Here is a 15,970-nt window from a genome sequence, read left to right on the forward strand (position 1 = left end):
AGGAGCCGTCAGGCTCCCCTTTTGAATCAGTCAGAACTTATGCGTTGTACTTACGCATCACCAGCGTGGCGTTAGTACCGCCGAAACCGAAGCTGTTGGACATGACGGTAGTCAGTGTCGCTTCTTTTGGCTGGGTCACGATGTTCAGACCTGCGGCCTGCTCGTCCATCTCGTCAATGTTGATGCTTGGGGCGATAAAGCCATTTTCCAGCATCAGCAGAGAGTAGATCGCTTCCTGAACGCCAGCAGCACCCAGAGAGTGACCGGTCATGGCTTTGGTCGCAGAGATAGCCGGGCTGTTGTCACCGAACACTTCACGGATCGCACCCAACTCTTTCACGTCGCCTACCGGAGTAGAGGTACCGTGGGAGTTCAGGTAGTCGATTGGTGTGTCAACGCCGTGCATCGCCATCTTCATGCAGCGCACTGCGCCTTCACCGGATGGAGCCACCATGTCAGCGCCGTCAGACGTTGCACCGTAGCCCACGATCTCAGCGTAGATGTGCGCACCACGCGCCAGCGCGTGCTCCAGCTCTTCAACCACAACCATACCGCCGCCGCCTGCGATAACGAAACCGTCACGGTGCGCATCATAGGTACGGGATGCTTTATCCGGAGTTTCGTTATATTTGGTGGACAGTGCCCCCATTGCGTCGAATTCACAGGCCATTTCCCAGCCCAGTTCTTCGCCGCCGCCAGCAAACACGATATCCTGTTTACCCAGCTGGATCTGCTCAACCGCATTACCGATGCAGTGTGCGGAGGTCGCACAGGCAGAGCTGATGGAGTAGTTAACGCCGTGGATTTTGAACGGGGTCGCCAGGCAAGCGGAAACCGCTGAACCCATAGCTTTAGTCACAACATAAGGACCTACCGCTTTCAGACCACGTGGGCTACGCATTGCGTCGGCACCAAAGACCTGCGCTTTAGATGAGCCACCGGAACCGGCGATCAGACCTACGCGTGGGTTGTTCTGGTAAACTTCCGCGCTCAGACCCGCATCCGCAATCGCTTCCTGCATGGAGAGATAAGCATAAATAGAGGCATCGTTCATGAAACGAACCACTTTACGGTCAATCAAACCGGTGGTGTCCAGTTTGACGTTACCCCATACGTGGCTACGCATACCTGAATCTTTAAACTCTTCAGAGAAAGTGATCCCGGAGCGTCCTTCACGCAGAGATGCCAGGACTTCCTGCTGGTTATTACCGATGCTGGAAACGATGCCCAGGCCAGTAATCACTGCACGTTTCATTCAATACCTCTGTAAGTCGCACTATATTAAGTTTCGAGTCGCACAATAGCGTACACTTGTACGCCGAACAAGTCCGATCAGACATTTTCTGCGGAAATTTGCACCGATGGACGCACATCGTTAAGATCGTGTCACTGCCTGTCAGACGAGTAACTTACGTGAAACAAAACGCTATACAACCCGCCAACCTCGAATTCAACGCTGAGGGTACACCTGTTTCCCGAGATTTTGATGACGTCTACTTTTCTAATGATAACGGACTGGAAGAAACCCGCTATGTTTTCCTCGATGGAAACCAGTTAAACGCCCGTTTCCCCACGCATCCGAGCAGTCTGTTCGTGGTCGCCGAGAGCGGGTTTGGTACCGGTCTGAATTTTCTCACCCTCTGGCAGATGTTCGATCAGTTTCACGCAGCTCACCCTGACGCTACACTGCAAAGATTACATTTCATCAGTTTTGAAAAATTTCCGCTCACCGCGCATGACCTTCGTCTCGCCCATCAACACTGGCCGGAACTTGCGCCATGGGCGGAGCAGCTTCAGGCGCAGTGGCCGCCGCACCTTGGCGGCTGCCATCGTCTGCTGCTGGACGGCGGGCGCATCACGCTGGATCTGTGGCTCGGCGACATCAATGATCTGACCGATAAGCTTGATGATTCGATGAACCAGAAAGTGGACGCATGGTTCCTCGATGGTTTTGCCCCCGCCAAGAATCCGGACATGTGGAGCCAGCATCTGTTTAACGCAATGGCACGCCTGGCGCGTCCTGGCGCAACGCTCGCGACCTTCACCTCGGCAGGCTTTGTCCGCCGCGGATTGCAGGTGGCCGGCTTTACCATGCAAAAGACCAAAGGTTTTGGTCGCAAGCGCGACATGCTGGTCGGAAGAATGGATCAGACGCTGGAGATCCCCGCTCAGACGCCCTGGTTTTCACGCAGCGCCAGCACATCACGAGAGGTAGCAATTGTCGGCGGCGGGATTGCCAGCGCCCTGCTTTCGCTCGCGCTTTTACACCGTGGCTGGCAGGTAACGCTCTACTGCGCCGACGACGCGCCGGCAAAGGGCGCTTCCGGCAACCGCCAGGGGGCGCTCTACCCACTGTTAAGCGCTCACGATCCGGCGCTGAGCCAGTTTTTCCCGGTAGCCTTTACCTTTGCCCGGCGCCTGTATGATGCCCTGCCTGTGGCGTTTGACCACGACTGGTGTGGCGTTACGCAACTGGGCTGGGATGAGAAGAGCCAGCAAAAAATCGCGCACATGTTGTCGCTGGGTCTGCCGCTCGAAATTGCCCGGGCGGTGAATGCGCAGCAGATAACCGAAACCGCGGGCGTCGATACGGGCTGCGACGGTATCCACTATCCGCTCGGTGGCTGGCTGTGTCCGGCAGATCTGACGACGGCAGCCATTGCGCTGGCGCAGTCGCGCGGGTTGACGGTGCACTATTCCCGCCAGGTCGCCTCACTTCACCACACGGAGCACTGGAACCTGCATTTCACCACCGGCGAAGAGGCGCAGCATACCTGCGTAGTGCTGGCCAACGGTCACCCTATCAGCCAGTTCAACCAGACGGAAAAGCTGCCGCTTTACCCTGTCGGCGGCCAGGTCAGCCATATCCCCACCTCGCCAGCGCTGGAAAAACTGCAGCAGGTACTCTGCTACGACGGCTATCTGACGCCACAAAATCCGTCCAACGGCCACCACTGCATTGGTGCCAGCTACCATCGCGGTGAGACCGACATGCGCTACAGCGAAGACGATCAGCAGCAAAATCGCCAGCGCCTGCTCAACTGCTTCCCGCAGGCCGACTGGGCAAAAGAGGTTGATATCAGCGCCGGTGACGCGCGCTGTGGCGTACGCTGCGCCACCCGGGACCATCTGCCGATGGCGGGAAATGTGCCTGACTATGAAGCAACGCTTGAGGCCTATCAGGATCTTGCTGAAAACCGTGATACCGCGGTGAGTGCGCCAGTTTATCCGCAGCTGTTTATGCTCGGGGGACTCGGTTCACGGGGATTGTGCTCAGCGCCGTTGCTGGCCGAAGTGCTGGCGGCACAGATGAGTGATGAGCCCGTTCCGCTGGACAGCGTTACGCTTGCGGGGCTCAATCCCAACCGTTTGTGGGTACGGAAGTTACTGAAAGGAAAAAGGGTGAAGTAACGTGCGGGCCGATGTCCTCCCTCTCCCACCGGGAGAGGGAGGAAAATGACTACCTGGCTTTTGCCTGCTGGAACAGGGTGTCCCACATACCCAGCACTAATGACTGGTCACGCGGAGAGAGTTCCCCTGCCTGGATCGCTTTCTCCAGGCTGCGGCTCACTTCATCATGAATGGCCTCGGCAGAGTGATCGTCCCCTGCTTCCAGCTCAGCGACAGCCAGCGTCAGGTGACCACGCAGATAACCGCTGGCGAACAGCTCATCATCACTGGCGTGTTCCACCATGTCATCAATTAACGCCAGAATGCGTGATTCAAATTCTGCGATCATCTTCTTTCCTCTGTTAAAGATCTTCCGGCCAAGGGAAGCATTCCGCCGTGATCTCCGGCGTGTGGTAATAATTCTGTAAGGCCTCGATCAGACGTGCCGGACGTTCCGGGATGCCTTTCTCAAGATACTCCATCACCTGCGCATGAACGCGGCGCTGGAAGACAATACGGTCTGGCTCGACCTCTCCTTCGAGGTTGTCACAGCTGACGTTGAACGGGAAACCTGCCGCCACACAGAATAACCATTCCAGCGCCTGCGGTTTCACCTCCACATCCTCAAACTGGCTCTGCGTGGCGGCGTCACGGCCGTCCGGACAATACCAGTAGCCGAAGTCCACCTGCTCACGACGCGCTTTCCCCGCTATACACCAGTGCGAAATCTCGTGTAACCCGCTGGCGTAAAAGCCGTGCGCGAACACGATACGGTTATACGGCACGTCCGCATCAGCAGGAAGATAGATCGGTTCGTCGTCGCCTTTAATCAGACGGGTATTAAAATCATCAGCAAAACAGCCATCAAAAATCTCAATCAGCTGTTCGTATTTATGGGTTGTGTTCATTAATTCATTCCCAGCCAGGTGAGGATCTCTTGTCCATGGCTGTCATAAAGCAGTTTGGCACTCATGACCGCTGAGACGACAACAATCATCGGGCGAATGAGCTTCTGTCCTTTGCTTAATACCAGACGCGAGCCCGCGCGTGCGCCTAAAAACTGCCCTGCCATCATCACAAACCCGGTTGCCCAGATAACTTTGCCACCAATGATAAACAGCAGCAGGCCGCCGACGTTTGACGTCGCATTGAGCACTTTGGCGTGGGCGGTGGATTTAGCGAGATTAAAGCCGGCCAGCGTCACGAACGCAAGGGCATAGAAAGAGCCTGCTCCGGGGCCAAAGAAGCCATCGTAAAACCCGACGCAGCCACCCGCGATAAGAGCGAACGGCAGGCCATGCAGACGACGCTGCCGGTCTTCTTCCCCGAGCTTTGGCATCAACAAAAAGTAGAGACCGATGCAGATAACCAGAATGGGGAGGATCTGGCGCAAAATATCGGACTGTACATGCTGAACCAGCAGTGCACCCGAGGTCGAGCCAATAAAGGTCATCAGAATATTGAGCTTCTGGTCAGCCAGACTGACGACCTTACGGCGAATAAAATAGAGCGACGCGGAGAGCGAGCCGCCGCACGCCTGAAGCTTGTTAGTGGCGAGCGCCTGTGCCGGGCTCATGCCCGCGGCCAGCAGCGCCGGTACGGTTAACAAACCACCGCCGCCCGCCAGAGCATCAATAAACCCGGCCAGCATCGCCACAAAGAAAAGCACCACCAGCAGAAGCGGCGACACCATAAACAGTTCGACGAAATTATCCATTAAAGTACATGCTCATCCAGTAGCGCCTGGCAGGAAGGCGGCAACGGAGGCGGTGTCTTCTTCTCAGGCTTAGAGGTTCCAGGTTTTGCCGGCTCAAACCAGCTCTGCAGTTCCGCACCACAGCCATCGCCTGGCGGGGGTAACGGCTGATCTTCACATTCCAGGCTGTTTGCCGGGCAGCGCAGACGAACGTGCATATGTGCACGATGCTGGAACCACGGGCGCACTTTACGCAGCCAGTCGCGATCGGTGCCGGCATCCAGGCAGAGCTGCTGCTTGATGGCCGGGTTCACGAAAATCCGCGTGACATCGTTATCTTTCGCCGCCAGCTTAATCATGCTGAAGACGTCCTGCGTCCACAACGATGGCACGACGTTTTTACCGTCGCGCGCCACCAGATCCAGCGCCTGCGGTTTCAGCAACTGGGCTGAACTCCAGCGCGCTTTCGGCAGTTGCAGGAAGATATCGACATCGAGACCGGTCTGGTGACTGGCGTGTCCGCCGTTGAACCGACCGCCGGCAGGCATCCCCATATCGCCAATCAGCATCGTGCCCAGCCCCAGGTTATGCACCTGGTTTCCCAGACGCTGGATAAACAGCACCAGATCCGGGTGGCCAAAATAACGACGCTGGTCGGTACGCATCACCTGATAGGTATCGGACTGCAGCGGAAGTTCCTGTGCCCCAACGATACAGCCGTTCGAGAACGCGCCAATAGACTGCGCGCTGCCCGCCACAGGATGGGTAATTTTCTGCCATGGCGTCGCGGCCAGACTGGCTCCACTGGCAAGCAGTGCCAGCAGAGCAATGACGGTTTTTTTCATGTTTACCAGCGTGGAATGGTGGTCGTCACATCCGCATTCTGCGCGCGCTGGCGCAGGTAGTGATCCATCAGTACGATCGCCAGCATCGCTTCTGCGATCGGCACCGCACGGATCCCCACACAGGGATCGTGACGTCCTTTAGTGATCATCTCAACTTCTTCGCCAGAGCGGTTAATCGTGTGGCCTGGCACGGTAATGCTGGAGGTCGGTTTCAGCGCAATATTGGCAATAATCTGCTGACCGCTGCTGATACCGCCGAGGATGCCGCCCGCGTGGTTGCTCTGGAAACCGTCTTTGGTGATTTCGTCGCGGTTCTGGCTGCCCCGCAGCGCAACGACGTCAAAACCGTCGCCAATTTCTACGCCCTTCACCGCGTTGATGCTCATCAGCGCGTGAGCGATGTCCGCATCCAGACGGTCAAATACCGGTTCACCCCAGCCTGGCGGTACGCCATCAGCCACGACGGTGACTTTGGCACCAATGGAGTCGCCCTCTTTTTTCAGGCCACGCATCAGTTCGTCCAGCGCTTCCAGCTTATCTGCATCGGCACAGAAGAACGGATTTTGCTCGACCAGCCCCCAGTCTTTGATAGCCAGTGGAATATCGCCCATCTGGGTCAGACAGCCGCGGATCACAATGCCAAATTTCTGCTGCAGGTATTTTTTGGCGATAGCCCCTGCCGCAACGCGCATCGCGGTTTCACGGGCAGACGAACGTCCGCCGCCGCGATAATCACGGAAGCCATACTTTTGTTCGTAGGTGTAATCGGCGTGTCCGGGACGGAACACATCTTTGATGGCGCCGTAATCCTGCGAACGCTGATCGGTATTTTCAATCAGCAGCCCGATGCTGGTGCCGGTGGTGCGGCCTTCGAAAACGCCGGAAAGAATTTTGACCTGGTCCGGTTCGCGACGCTGCGTGGTGTAGCGAGAAGTCCCCGGACGACGACGGTCGAGGTCGTGCTGTAAATCGGCTTCGGTCAGTTCGATGCCTGGCGGTACGCCGTCAACGATACAGCCCAGTGCCAGCCCGTGCGATTCACCAAAGGTGGTCACCCGGAATAATTGTCCAATACTGTTTCCTGCCATCACGGCTCCGATGTCGTTATTTGTGTTTGAGCGTTGTGAAACGGGCCGAAGCCCGCTGGATTAATCTTTGTAAATGCTGAAGTATTCGCGCGCGTCAAGCAGCTGCGCTTTGGTCAGCATAAAGACGCCGTCACCGCCGTTATCGAACTCGAGCCAGGTGAACGGCACATCCGGGTACTGCTCTATCAGATGTACCATGCTGTTGCCCACTTCACAAATCAGAACACCGTCGTCGGTCAGATAATCCGGCGCGCAGGCCAGAATGCGACGGGTAAGCTTCAGGCCATCAGAGCCTGACGCCAGACCCAGCTCCGGCTCGTGGCGATATTCGTTTGGCAGATCGGACATGTCTTCCGCATCAACATACGGCGGGTTGGTGACGATCAGATCGTACTGCAGCGTTGGCAGATCGCGGAACAGATCGGAGCGGATTGGCGTAACGTGATGGATCAGACCGTGCTCTTCAATATTGTGCTCGGTAACAGCCAGCGCATCGGTGGAGATATCCACGGCATCCACTTCCGCTTCCGGGAAGGCGTACGCACAGGCAATCGCGATACAGCCGCTGCCGGTACACATATCAAGGATATGCTCTGGCTGATGGTTAATCAGGCCTTCAAAGTGGTTGTTGATCAGTTCGCCAATCGGCGAGCGCGGCACCAGAACGCGTTCATCAACATAGAACTCGTGTCCACAGAACCAGGCTTTGTTGGTCAGATAGGCAACCGGAATGCGCTCGTTAACGCGGCGGATAACACGCTCCACGATACGGTGCTTTTCGCTGGAGGTCAGGCGTGCGGTACGCATGTCTTCCGGAATATCGAGCGGCAGGTAGAGGGACGGCAGCACCAGTTGAACGGCCTCATCCCACGGGTTATCGGTACCGTGCCCGTACCAGATATTGGCGGCGCTGAAGCGGCTAACCGACCAGCGCAACATGTCCTGTATGGTATGCAGCTCGTTTACTGCTTCATCGACAAAAATTTTATCCACTCTTTCCTCCAGGGCATGCTCGCATAATTTTCGGCGGCTAGTTTGCCATGAAGACGGCGATAAATCAGCAATGACGCGTCGCGCTTGAGGTTAAAAAATGCGTTTAGTCGGGTACACTGTCGGAAATACGAGATGAGAATGACCCATGAAAAAGAAAACATCCCTTAGCGAGGAGGATCAGGCGCTCTTCCGTCAGCTGATGACCGGGACGCGTCAAATCAAGCAGGACATCATTGTCCACCGTCCGATGCGCAAAAAAATCACGGAAGTCCCGGTCAAGCGATTGCTCCAGGAGCAGGCGGATAATAGCCACTATTTTTCAGATGAATTTCAGCCGCTGCTCAATACGCAGGGCGCGGTGAAGTACGTACGGGAAGATGTCAGCCACTTTGAGCTGAAAAAATTACGCCGGGGGGATTACTCGCCCGAGCTGTTTCTTGATCTGCACGGTTTGACGCAGATGCAGGCGAAGCAGGAGCTGGGCGCGTTGATTGCCGCCTGTCGTCGCGAACATGTTTTCTGCGCCTGCGTGATGCACGGCCACGGCAAACATATCCTGAAGCAGCAAACACCGCTGTGGCTGGCTCAGCATCCCCACGTGATGGCGTTTCATCAGGCACCCAAAGAGTACGGCGGAGATGCCGCATTACTGGTGTTGATTGAAGTAGAAGAGTGGCAGCCGCCAGAATTACCCTGACAGGACGGCGGGAGGCATGTTCTGCTCCCCGCCATATCGCACGTCACATCAGATAGCTTTTGCCATCTTCAGATTGCACGGACTCATTTGCCAGTTGAAGACCCCTTTGCCCGTTTCGTCGAGAGCGACGTTGGCAATGGCGGAAGTCGTGAACATCGGCGGCGTCTCGCCCGGGCACAGCTCAGATACCAGATAGCCAACCAGTGGCAGGTGGGAAATGACCAGCGCGGAAGCGACACCTTCATTGCACAGCGCCTGAAGATAAGCGCTGACAAGGCCGACATCACCGCACGGGGTGAGTTCCGGGAGAACATCCACACTGGCTGGCAGGTTCATACACTCCCCCACCACTTCCAGCGTCTGTTCTGCACGCAGGAACGGACTCACCAGAACGCGTTCGATGTCCACTTTTTGACCTTTAAGCCAGGTCGCCATCAGACGAGATTCGTCGCAGCCACAGACGGTCAAAGGACGTACTGAGTCACTGGCGGCATCGAGTGCCGCGTCGCCGTGACGCATGATAAAAACTTGCATATTGCACCGCTTTTGTTAACCAGAATCACCGGCGTTGACTACCCGCGATTACCGCTCCGAGGTAGAAAACCCGATGGTCGGGCATTGTGCCTGATCCATTCGGTGAATGAAACGCTGTTTTTTACCTCAATGGCGTAAGTATAGTCAATCTCTGTTTACAAAATCGCCAAAACAGGTTCATACACTTCAGGATTTACCCTTTTTTGACCTCAACTTACGAGGACAGTTTCCCTTGAAGGCCAAAATGTCTGGCCCCGCTCCGCCATCTGCAATAATTCGTCACACGGTGTAAACCGCGGACCGTATTGCGAGGCCAGACGTTGCAGGATTGCAACTACTTCACCCGCACCGAGAGTGTCCATGTAACGGAACGGGCCGCCGAGGAACGGCGGGAAACCAATGCCAAATACCGCACCGATGTCACCATCGCGCGCGCTTTTAATCACCTGCTCACCAAAGCAGCGTGCCGCTTCATTAAGCATCATCATCACACACCGTTCAGCACACTGAACGGGTGACAGTTTCCCCTGACCGGTTGTCGGAATAAGCCCATAAACCGAAGGGTCGACCTGTTTCTTGCTTTTACGCCCTTTCGCGCCGTAAAGATAGAAACCGCGTTCATTTTTTCTGCCTTTGCGATCGTCCTTCAAAATTGCAGAAACAATGTTTGCAGGCGGGCTAAAACGATCTCCATAAGCATCTTCCAGCACAGGTATAATTTTAGTGCCGGTGTCGATTCCCACCTCATCCAAAAGTTGGATTGGGCCAACGGGGAACCCAAACTTCACCAGCGCCTCGTCGACGTGTTCGATCTTCTCCCCTTCCGTCAGCAGCCGCATCGCTTCATTTATATAAGGCGCCAGAATGCGGTTAACGTAAAAGCCGGCTTTGTCCGCCACCACTATCGGTGTCTTACCCTGCATTTTGGCCAGTTTAACCACGGTAGCAACGGTTTGCGGGCTGGTGCTGGCGTGCGGGATAACCTCCACCAGCGGCATTTTTTCAACCGGACTGAAATAGTGCAGGCCAATCACCTGCTCCGGACGCTGGGCTCTGGCCGCAATATCGCCAATAGGCAATGACGAGGTGTTCGACGCAAAAATGGTATGGGGTGCGCAATGTTGCTCAACGTCAGCCACCATCTGCTGCTTAAGCGCCAGGTCTTCAAACACCGCTTCAATCACCAGATCGCGATGGGCAAAACCGCTGTAGTCTGTCGTGCCGGAGATCAGTGCCAGGGTTTTATCACGCTCATTGGCCTTGATATGGCGGCGTTTAACCTTTTGATCAAGGTTCTGCCAGCTGTACTGCAGCGCGTGATTGATTCCTTTCGCATTGATGTCTTTGATACGTACAGGCAATTTGCCTTTGCTGGCGGTAACAAAAGATATTCCGCCCCCCATCAGCCCGCCACCCAGTACGCCAATGGCATGCAGCGGTGCAGGTTGCGCCTCGCTGCCGGGGTCTTTTTTTACCTCTGTACTGGCAAAAAAGATGTTACGCAGCGCCTGAGACTGCGGCGTCATCGCCAGCTCGCCAAAGGCTTTTGCTTCTGCGGCATAGCCGCTGCTGCTGCCCTGAGATAACCCCACTTCAATAACCTCAAGGATACGTTTCGCCGCCGGGTAGTTGCCTTTGGTTTTTTGTTCGGTTTTCTTGCCCGCCATGCTGAACAGAAGTGTCCGGCCCAGTGGCCCGGCCAGCACGCGCTCACGCACCGGCAGAGGACGTTTTGCCTGCCGTCCTTTGAGCGCCAGTTCAACCGCCGCCTCAAGCAAAATTGAGTGAGGAACTACCTCGTCAACCAGGCCGGCTTTCAGCGCCTGACGGGCACGCAGTTGTTTGCCGGTTAATATCATTTCCAGCGCAGTGCTGACCCCAACCAGACGCGGCAGACGCTGCGTCCCGCCGGAGCCTGGCAGGAGGCCTAACTGCACTTCAGGCAGGCCCAGAACGGTTTTCGCATCGTCGGTACAAATGCGGCTGTGACAGGCCAACGCCAGCTCCAGCCCACCGCCCAGACAGGCACCGTGGATCGCCGCGATGACCGGGATAGACAGCGCATGGATCTCCGCCATGACCTGTTGCCCCTGACGCGCCAGCTCTTCGGCTTCCTGTGCGTTTTGCGCCCGGGCAATCATGTTGATATCGGCTCCGGCAATAAAGTTGTCCGGTTTCGCCGAGATAAACACCAGGCCGCGAATCGCTTTGTTCTCGCGGATCTGCTTTAGCATCGCGCGCACCTGAACGCCGAACTCGGCTTTCAGGGTGTTCATCTTCTCGTTGGGAACATCGACAGTAATAACGGCGACGTTATCGAGGCGTACCGTCAGATTAAATGCAGATGGCATATCCATTATTCAGCCTCCAGAACCATTGCCGCGCCCAGACCACCCGCTGCGCAGGCGGTTACGAGACCAAAACCACCGCCCCGGCGACGTAACTCATGTAATGTCTGAGTGATCATCCTCGCCCCCGTCGCCGCAAATGGATGACCGTAGGCGATGGAGCCACCCAGGACGTTAAATTTGCTCTGATCCACTTCGCCAGTGGCATGCGCCCGGCCAAGAACATCGCGCGCGAAACGTTCACTCGCCAGCAGTTGTATGTTTGCCAGGGTTTGTGCGGCAAATGCTTCGTGCATATCAATGAGGGTTAAATCCGCGAGGGTAAGTCCCGCGCGTTCCAGCGCCAGCGGTGTGGACCACGCCGGCCCTAACAACATGTCCTGCCACACATCTATCGCCGTGAAGGCGTAGCTGCGCAGGTAGCCCAGCGGTTTTATGCCCAGCTCTTTGGCACGGGATTCCGTCATCAGGATCACCGCGGCGGCACCGTCCGTCAGCGGAGTACTGTTGGCGGCCGTGACGGTACCGTGTTTGCGGTCAAATGCCGGACGGAGCCTGGCGTAATCCGCCATCGTCGAACTGCCGCGAATATTGTTATCTTCTGACAGCGGTTCACGGTATGGCGGGATGTACGCCGTCATGACTTCATCAGCCAGTTTGCCTTCCGACCAGGCTTTCGCCGCCAGCTGATGTGAGCGATGAGCCAGCGCATCCTGCTGCTCACGGGTGATCCCGTAAGTTTTTGCCATCTGCTCGGCGGTATCGCCCATTCTCAGACCGGTGGAATACTCCGCCACTGCGGGCGGTACAGGCATAAGGTCACGCAGGCGTAAGCGTGAGAAAAGTTTGAGTTTCTGACCGACGGTACGGGCTTTGTTGGCGTCAACCAGGATCCGGGCCAGCTTTTTACTGACCCCAATCGGCAGAACCGAAGAGGAGTCCGCCCCGCCGGCGATCCCAGCGCGAATGGTACCTGCCATCAGGCTTTCAGCCACGTTAGCCACCGCCTGGAAACTGGTAGCACATGCCCGGCTGACGCTGTAAGCATCAGTGTGGACGTTCATCCCCGTACCGAGGACGATTTCTCGCGCAATATTGGGTGCTTCAGGCATCTGCACAACCTGGCCAAAAACCAGCTGCTCGATGACCTCAGGCGGAATTTCGCTGCGAGCCAGCATCTCCCCCACCACCATTTTCCCCAGATCGACAGCCGGTATGCCATGAAACGCTGTCGCCTGACGTGCAAATGGCGTACGTAATCCACTGACAATGGCAATGCGATCGCCCTGACGGGTAATAAGCGGTAACGCCTGACTCATAACCTTCCCCTGTAAAATTTTTTACTCAAACATAAAGTGGTCTGACCTGATAACAGTCTTAACCATTTTTTTACATTCAGCCAATCAGGGAAACGAAAAAGTGCGAGCTAAGGCACAGAGAAGAAAAAGAAAATGCCTCTGCGAAAATGAAATCAAAACGGTAACCCGAAGGTTACCGTTTTAGTGTGCACCCTCTACTGTGAGAGAGGGGCCAGGATGAGGGCATTACGCCGTTGAGGTTAGCGCAGACCCAACTGGAAAATCAGCGTTTCCGCCTCGCAGGCGAACACAAAGTCGATATCCAGCTTCACACCGCCGTCCACGTCAGTAAAGGTGGATTTGATTTCGCACGGATCGGATTCGACCTCACGTGCACGTTTGCTCAGCGCGGCCAGGGTTTCTTCCGCTTCGGCGCGGTTGCTGAATACACGGCTGTAAGAGGCGGTGCAATCGGAGTTGTCCATGATGGTACCAACATCCATACAGCAGCAAACCGGGGTTTCATCAGCACTGCATTTACTCATAGCTCAATTTCCTCTGTATTCGCGCAAGGCGCGAGATAAACACGATGCTGCTATTTTACGCCCCGGGGCTGGCTCTCTCCAGCCGTTAATGGCGCAAAAGCGGATAAGTGACCAATATCACACTAAAAAATGATCTAGAACAAAAATCACCCTTTCAGACGATTCGCAATGGTCACAATTTTGCCAACCAGATCTCGTTTCAAGAAACATGTTTGAAAATATTAATAAACAAACTTGCAACATTCTGGCTGGTCAGACCTATACTCTCGCCACTGGTCTGATTTGTATGTCATACCTCAGACCCTACACTTCGCGCTCCTGTTACGGTATGTAACAATTATTGAATAAAAATAACTCAATGAGGTTATGGTCATGAGCCAGAAAACCCTGTTCAAAAAGACTGCGCTGGCAGTCGCAGTGGCAATCGTCTCTACGTCCGCCTGGTCCGCGGGCTTTCAGTTAAACGAATTTTCTTCCTCTGGCCTTGGCCGTGCGTATTCCGGGGAAGGCGCAATTGCTGATGATGCGGGCAACGCGAGTCGTAACCCTGCACTGATCATGATGTTCGATCGTCCGACCTTCTCTGCTGGTGCAATCTTTGTTGATCCGGGTGTTGATATCTCGGGCCGCTCGCCAACAGGCGCCAGCCTGAAGGCAGACAACATCGCGCCAACAGCCTGGGTGCCAAACCTCCACTTCGTTGCGCCAATTAATGACCAGTTCGGCTGGGGCGCTTCCGTGACGTCTAACTACGGTCTGGCTACCGAGTTTAATAATAACTACGCCGCAGGGGCGTATGGCGGTAAAACCGACCTTGAAACCCTGAACCTGAACCTGAGCGGTGCTTACCGTCTGGACAACCACTGGAGCTTCGGCGTCGGCTTTGATGCGGTTTATGCTAAAGCGAAGATCGAGCGCTACGCGGGTGACCTGGGTAAAGTCGTTGCTGGCTCAGGCGCTCTGCCACCGATTCCGGGTCTGGCACAGCAGGTTGCAGGTATTCCGGCAGATACCCAGATTGCTTACCTTAAGGGTGACGAATGGGGCTTTGGCTGGAACGCCGGTATCCTTTATGAAATCGATAAAAATAACCGCTATGGTTTAACCTACCGTTCCGAAGTGAAAATTGACTTCGATGGCGATTATAAGAGCAGCCTGCCTTCAGCCTATAACCAGATTCTGGGTAGCTTCGGCCTGCCAATGGGCACCGACGGCCGTACCACTGGCGGTTCTCTGAGCCTGCACTTGCCAGAAATGTGGGAACTGTCGGGTTATAACAAAGTGGCGCCGCAGTGGGCGGTTCACTATAGCCTGACCTACACCAGCTGGAGCCAGTTCCAGGAGCTGAAAGCGACCAACAGCAATGGTGACACGCTCTTCTATAAAGATGAAAGCTTCCGTGATGCCTACCGTATCGCGCTGGGTACCACCTACTATATGGATGACAACTGGACATTCCGTACCGGTATTGCCTTCGATGATAGTCCGGTACCGGCTGACAAGCGTTCCATCTCCATTCCGGACCAGGACCGCTTCTGGCTGAGCGCAGGTGCAACCTATGCCTTCAATAAAGATGCTTCTATCGATGCGGGCATCTCTTACATGCACGGTCAAAAAGTTAACTTTAAGGAGGGGCCGTATGAGTTCTCTTCTGAAGGTAAAGCCTGGCTGTATGGCATGAACTTCAACTACGCGTTCTAATCGCGCAGGGATTAAAAAAGGTGAGCATGGCTCACCTTTTTTCTTTATTCCGGGTCGATATCTTTATTCCGAGTCGATATCTTTTAATTCGTTCTCGATTGCTTTCGCGTTCGGATTCTCTTCCGGCTTCAGCTTGCCGCCATTGGCAATAAAGTCGTGATTCTGGAAGTAAGCTTCGCGGACCATAATATACGGGTCAGAAGACTGACGCAGCAGACCGTCCGAATCAAGCAGTTGCGCACGTGTCTCGATCCCTTCCACCGTCCATTTTCCTACCGACAGCGGCCAGGTCAGCCACGACAGAACCGGATACAGCGTATCCACCATGTCGCCGCCGTCATCACGTACCGTGAAACTGCCGTAGAATGGCAGATGAACATACGGACCATAACCCACGCCATAATGCCCCATCGTACTGCCGAAACGGTGCGGTTGCTCACGCTGAAGTTTCGGGTTCGCCATACCGGCAACATCGATGAAGCCCCCCATCCCCAGCAATGAGTTCAGGAAGAAGCGGGTAAAGTGCACCATACCCTGATACGGATCGCCCTGCAGGAAGTAGTTCACCATCACCGCAGGTTCTTCCAGGTTACTGGTGAAGTTACTCAACCCGTTACGCGCAGGTTGTGGAACATAATCACGCCATGCAACTGCCACCGGGCGAACCACATACGGGTCCAGCACGTTGTAGTTGAAGCTGTACATTGAGCGGTTAAATCCTTCGAGAGGATCGGAGCGTCCCGTTTGCTCTCCAGAGCTGGCGCAGCCCACAAGCATCGTCGCGCCCAGCGCAAGCGCCGACAGCCGAAGTTTCATAAATATCTCCCTGTTCAGT

15 protein-coding genes are annotated in these 15,970 nt (G+C 55.4%); 3 read left to right on the top strand and 12 right to left on the bottom strand.

Features of this window, described 5'->3' with window-relative positions; genetic code table 11:
* Positions 1-37: 37 nt before the first annotated feature.
* Positions 38-1,255, bottom strand: a complete 1,218-nt coding sequence (gene fabB, locus BH714_RS12050; RefSeq protein ID WP_014171039.1) for a beta-ketoacyl-ACP synthase I — start codon at positions 1,253-1,255, stop codon at positions 38-40.
* Between the two features lie 158 nt (positions 1,256-1,413).
* Here fabB and mnmC point away from each other — a divergent pair, with 158 nt between their 5' ends.
* On the top strand, positions 1,414-3,411 hold the full coding sequence (gene mnmC / locus BH714_RS12055; protein WP_040018051.1) for a bifunctional tRNA (5-methylaminomethyl-2-thiouridine)(34)-methyltransferase MnmC2/FAD-dependent 5-carboxymethylaminomethyl-2-thiouridine(34) oxidoreductase MnmC1: 1,998 nt from the start codon (positions 1,414-1,416) through the stop codon (positions 3,409-3,411).
* A 49-nt stretch (positions 3,412-3,460) separates the two neighbouring features.
* Here the strand turns inward: mnmC and BH714_RS12060 are convergent, their stop codons facing one another.
* Genes BH714_RS12060 through prmB form a run of 6 tightly spaced genes read right to left on the bottom strand, consistent with a single transcriptional unit; the run spans position 3,461 to position 8,012 of the window.
* Entirely contained in the window at positions 3,461-3,739 is a 279-nt protein-coding gene (locus BH714_RS12060) for a YfcL family protein (RefSeq protein WP_020883115.1), read from the bottom strand.
* 13 nt (positions 3,740-3,752) lie between these two features.
* Positions 3,753-4,298, bottom strand: coding sequence for an elongation factor P hydroxylase (locus tag BH714_RS12065; RefSeq protein WP_020883114.1), 546 nt, complete (start codon positions 4,296-4,298; stop codon positions 3,753-3,755).
* Positions 4,298-5,107 (bottom strand): sulfite exporter TauE/SafE family protein, encoded by an 810-nt coding sequence (locus tag BH714_RS12070; protein WP_014171043.1) that lies wholly within the window; start codon positions 5,105-5,107, stop codon positions 4,298-4,300. Before BH714_RS12070 ends, BH714_RS12065 begins: the two co-directional genes overlap by 1 nt.
* Positions 5,107-5,931 carry a penicillin-insensitive murein endopeptidase gene (gene mepA / locus BH714_RS12075; protein WP_014171044.1) on the bottom strand — a complete coding sequence of 275 codons (825 nt, stop codon included), beginning with the start codon at positions 5,929-5,931 and terminating at the stop codon, positions 5,107-5,109. Before mepA ends, BH714_RS12070 begins: the two co-directional genes overlap by 1 nt.
* A gap of 2 nt (positions 5,932-5,933) precedes the next feature.
* Complete coding sequence (gene aroC / locus BH714_RS12080; RefSeq protein ID WP_040018053.1) at positions 5,934-7,019, bottom strand: chorismate synthase; 1,086 nt, start codon at positions 7,017-7,019, stop codon at positions 5,934-5,936.
* A gap of 60 nt (positions 7,020-7,079) precedes the next feature.
* Entirely contained in the window at positions 7,080-8,012 is a 933-nt protein-coding gene (prmB, locus tag BH714_RS12085) for a 50S ribosomal protein L3 N(5)-glutamine methyltransferase (protein WP_014171046.1), read from the bottom strand.
* A gap of 145 nt (positions 8,013-8,157) precedes the next feature.
* On the opposite strand from prmB, the gene smrB reads away from it, so the two are divergent.
* Positions 8,158-8,709, top strand: coding sequence for an endonuclease SmrB (smrB, locus tag BH714_RS12090; protein ID WP_014171047.1), 552 nt, complete (start codon positions 8,158-8,160; stop codon positions 8,707-8,709).
* 48 nt (positions 8,710-8,757) lie between these two features.
* Here smrB and sixA read toward each other — a convergent pair whose 3' ends face one another.
* The 4 genes from sixA to BH714_RS12110 form a co-directional block, all read right to left on the bottom strand.
* A complete protein-coding gene (sixA, locus tag BH714_RS12095) occupies positions 8,758-9,243 on the bottom strand; it encodes a phosphohistidine phosphatase SixA (protein ID WP_014171048.1) in 486 nt (161 codons plus the stop codon).
* Between the two features lie 209 nt (positions 9,244-9,452).
* Complete coding sequence (fadJ, locus tag BH714_RS12100; protein WP_040018055.1) at positions 9,453-11,600, bottom strand: fatty acid oxidation complex subunit alpha FadJ; 2,148 nt, start codon at positions 11,598-11,600, stop codon at positions 9,453-9,455.
* Positions 11,600-12,910, bottom strand: coding sequence for an acetyl-CoA C-acyltransferase FadI (gene fadI / locus BH714_RS12105; protein WP_032678623.1), 1,311 nt, complete (start codon positions 12,908-12,910; stop codon positions 11,600-11,602). Before fadI ends, fadJ begins: the two co-directional genes overlap by 1 nt.
* 239 nt (positions 12,911-13,149) lie before the next feature.
* A complete protein-coding gene (locus tag BH714_RS12110; RefSeq protein ID WP_014171053.1) occupies positions 13,150-13,434 on the bottom strand; it encodes a YfcZ/YiiS family protein in 285 nt (94 codons plus the stop codon).
* A gap of 372 nt (positions 13,435-13,806) precedes the next feature.
* Between BH714_RS12110 and fadL the strand changes: the two genes are divergently transcribed.
* The gene (gene fadL / locus BH714_RS12115; protein ID WP_020883109.1) at positions 13,807-15,135 is read left to right on the top strand and encodes a long-chain fatty acid transporter FadL; all 1,329 of its coding nucleotides are present in this window, start codon (positions 13,807-13,809) and stop codon (positions 15,133-15,135) included.
* A gap of 63 nt (positions 15,136-15,198) precedes the next feature.
* On the opposite strand, the gene mlaA is transcribed toward fadL, so the two are convergent.
* Positions 15,199-15,951 carry a phospholipid-binding lipoprotein MlaA gene (gene mlaA / locus BH714_RS12120; RefSeq protein WP_020883108.1) on the bottom strand — a complete coding sequence of 251 codons (753 nt, stop codon included), beginning with the start codon at positions 15,949-15,951 and terminating at the stop codon, positions 15,199-15,201.
* Between the last annotated feature and the right edge of the window lie 19 nt (positions 15,952-15,970).

The organism is Enterobacter ludwigii (assembly GCF_001750725.1).
GTDB classification, from domain to species: domain Bacteria; phylum Pseudomonadota; class Gammaproteobacteria; order Enterobacterales; family Enterobacteriaceae; genus Enterobacter; species Enterobacter ludwigii.

Coding starts and splice junctions, on each gene's coding strand:
- fabB (WP_014171039.1), bottom strand. CDS start 1,255: ATGAAACGTGCAGTGATTACTGGCCTGGGCATCGTTTCCAGCATCGGT.
- BH714_RS12060 (WP_020883115.1), bottom strand. CDS start 3,739: ATGATCGCAGAATTTGAATCACGCATTCTGGCGTTAATTGATGACATG.
- BH714_RS12065 (WP_020883114.1), bottom strand. CDS start 4,298: ATGAACACAACCCATAAATACGAACAGCTGATTGAGATTTTTGATGGC.
- BH714_RS12070 (WP_014171043.1), bottom strand. CDS start 5,107: ATGGATAATTTCGTCGAACTGTTTATGGTGTCGCCGCTTCTGCTGGTG.
- mepA (WP_014171044.1), bottom strand. CDS start 5,931: ATGAAAAAAACCGTCATTGCTCTGCTGGCACTGCTTGCCAGTGGAGCC.
- aroC (WP_040018053.1), bottom strand. CDS start 7,019: ATGGCAGGAAACAGTATTGGACAATTATTCCGGGTGACCACCTTTGGT.
- smrB (WP_014171047.1), top strand. CDS start 8,158: ATGAAAAAGAAAACATCCCTTAGCGAGGAGGATCAGGCGCTCTTCCGT.
- sixA (WP_014171048.1), bottom strand. CDS start 9,243: ATGCAAGTTTTTATCATGCGTCACGGCGACGCGGCACTCGATGCCGCC.
- fadJ (WP_040018055.1), bottom strand. CDS start 11,600: ATGGATATGCCATCTGCATTTAATCTGACGGTACGCCTCGATAACGTC.
- fadI (WP_032678623.1), bottom strand. CDS start 12,910: ATGAGTCAGGCGTTACCGCTTATTACCCGTCAGGGCGATCGCATTGCC.
- BH714_RS12110 (WP_014171053.1), bottom strand. CDS start 13,434: ATGAGTAAATGCAGTGCTGATGAAACCCCGGTTTGCTGCTGTATGGAT.
- fadL (WP_020883109.1), top strand. CDS start 13,807: ATGAGCCAGAAAACCCTGTTCAAAAAGACTGCGCTGGCAGTCGCAGTG.
- mlaA (WP_020883108.1), bottom strand. CDS start 15,951: ATGAAACTTCGGCTGTCGGCGCTTGCGCTGGGCGCGACGATGCTTGTG.